Below are 1,500 nucleotides of genomic sequence, written 5' to 3' on the forward strand. Positions count from 1 at the left end.
CCGTGTCGCCCGCGCGCATCGTCGCGCGGCGGCGGCGCAACTACGTCGAACTGCAGCGCGCGCTGGACGGCGCACCCGGCTGCCGGCCATTGTTTGCGCGTCTGCCCGACGGCGCCTGTCCGTGGATGTTCCCGTTGCTCGTCGACCGCCCGCAGGCCGTGGCCGACGCCCTGCAGCGCGCCGGGGTACCGATGACGCGCTTCGGCGCGATGCTGTGGCCGGGCGTCGACGCGAGCGTATGCCCCAACAGCGCAGACCTGGGCCGGCACCTGATCGCCTTCCCCTGCCATCAGGCCCTCGACGATGGCGAACGGACCTGGCTGCACGCGCAGGTGCGGCAGGCGCTCGAAGCCTGCGCGGCGGTGCCGGCATGAACCGGGCCGTCGCGCATTGGACGGTCACTGCGGCGCGCGATTTCGCGCAGCATGCCCATCGCTGGCAACGCCTGCATGCCGCGAGTCCCGCGTCTCCGCTGCTGGCGGTCGATTTCGTGCAGGCGCTGCTCGACGTGTTCGGCACTGGCCGCGAACTGCTGGCCTGGCACGGTCGAGGAGACGACACGGACGTGATGACGATCGTGGCGCCCGGCCGCGCCGGCGTCTGGAACACGTTCCAGCCGGCCCAGGCACCCGTCGGGCTGTGGCTGCAACGCGATACCCGCCCCGCCGACGCCTGGTTGCCCGGCCTGCTGCGCGCCCTGCCCGGCCCGGCGCTGATGGTCGGCCTGACGCAATGCGACCCGCTGCTGATGGCGCGTCCGGCTCCGGACACCGCGAGCGGCGCGCGCAGCTTCGACTACATCCGCACGGCGCGCGTCACCCTGCAGGGCAGCTTCGACGACTACTGGAATGCGCGCGGCAAGAACCTGCGCAACAACCTCAAGAAGCAGCGCAACCGCCTGCGCCAGGACGGCATCGCCACGCGCCTGGAAATCGTGCGCGCCGCCGAAGACATGGCCGGCGCCGTGGCCGACTACGGCCGGCTGGAGACGGGTGGCTGGAAGGCGACCGAAGGTACCGCCGTCGCCGCGGACAACGACCAGGGCCGCTTCTACCGCAGCATGCTGGAAGCGCTCGCGCGCCGCGGCGCGGCCAGCGTCTACCGTTACTGGTTCGATGGCCCCGATGGCCCCGAGGTTTCACATTTGGCCGCGATGGATTTGTGCATAGAAGGCGGCGGATGCATCGTGATCCTCAAGACGGCGTACGACGAGGCGCTCGGACCGCAGCTGTCGCCCGCGCTGCTGATGCGCGAGGACGCCACGCGCGGCCTGTTCGACGAGGGGCGCTTCGGGCGCATCGAGTTCTATGGACGGGTAATGGAATGGCACACCCGCTGGACCGACGAGATCCGCACGATGTACCACCTGAACGGCTATCGCTGGCCGGTGCTGGGCCGCCTGCATGCGCTGGCCGCGCGCCGCGGCGGGAGCGACGCGGACGTCAGCGCTGCGCCGCCAGCGCCTGCCGCAGCTGCGACAGGCTCATGAACTCGCCGCCG

Annotated in this window: 1 protein-coding gene and 1 pseudogene; both read left to right on the forward strand. The window is 71.4% G+C overall.

Translation table 11 applies throughout. The annotated features are described in order from the left end of the window. Positions 1-374: pseudogene (locus tag AC1DYX_RS31070) on the forward strand (DegT/DnrJ/EryC1/StrS aminotransferase family protein); the annotation flags it as partial. Next, the gene (locus AC1DYX_RS31075; protein ID WP_477266069.1) at positions 371-1,489 is read left to right on the forward strand and encodes a GNAT family N-acetyltransferase; all 1,119 of its coding nucleotides are present in this window, start codon (positions 371-373) and stop codon (positions 1,487-1,489) included. The pseudogene AC1DYX_RS31070 and the gene AC1DYX_RS31075, both read left to right, overlap by 4 nt. Positions 1,490-1,500 lie beyond the last annotated feature (11 nt).

The organism is Massilia sp. P2_C2 (assembly GCF_056404615.1).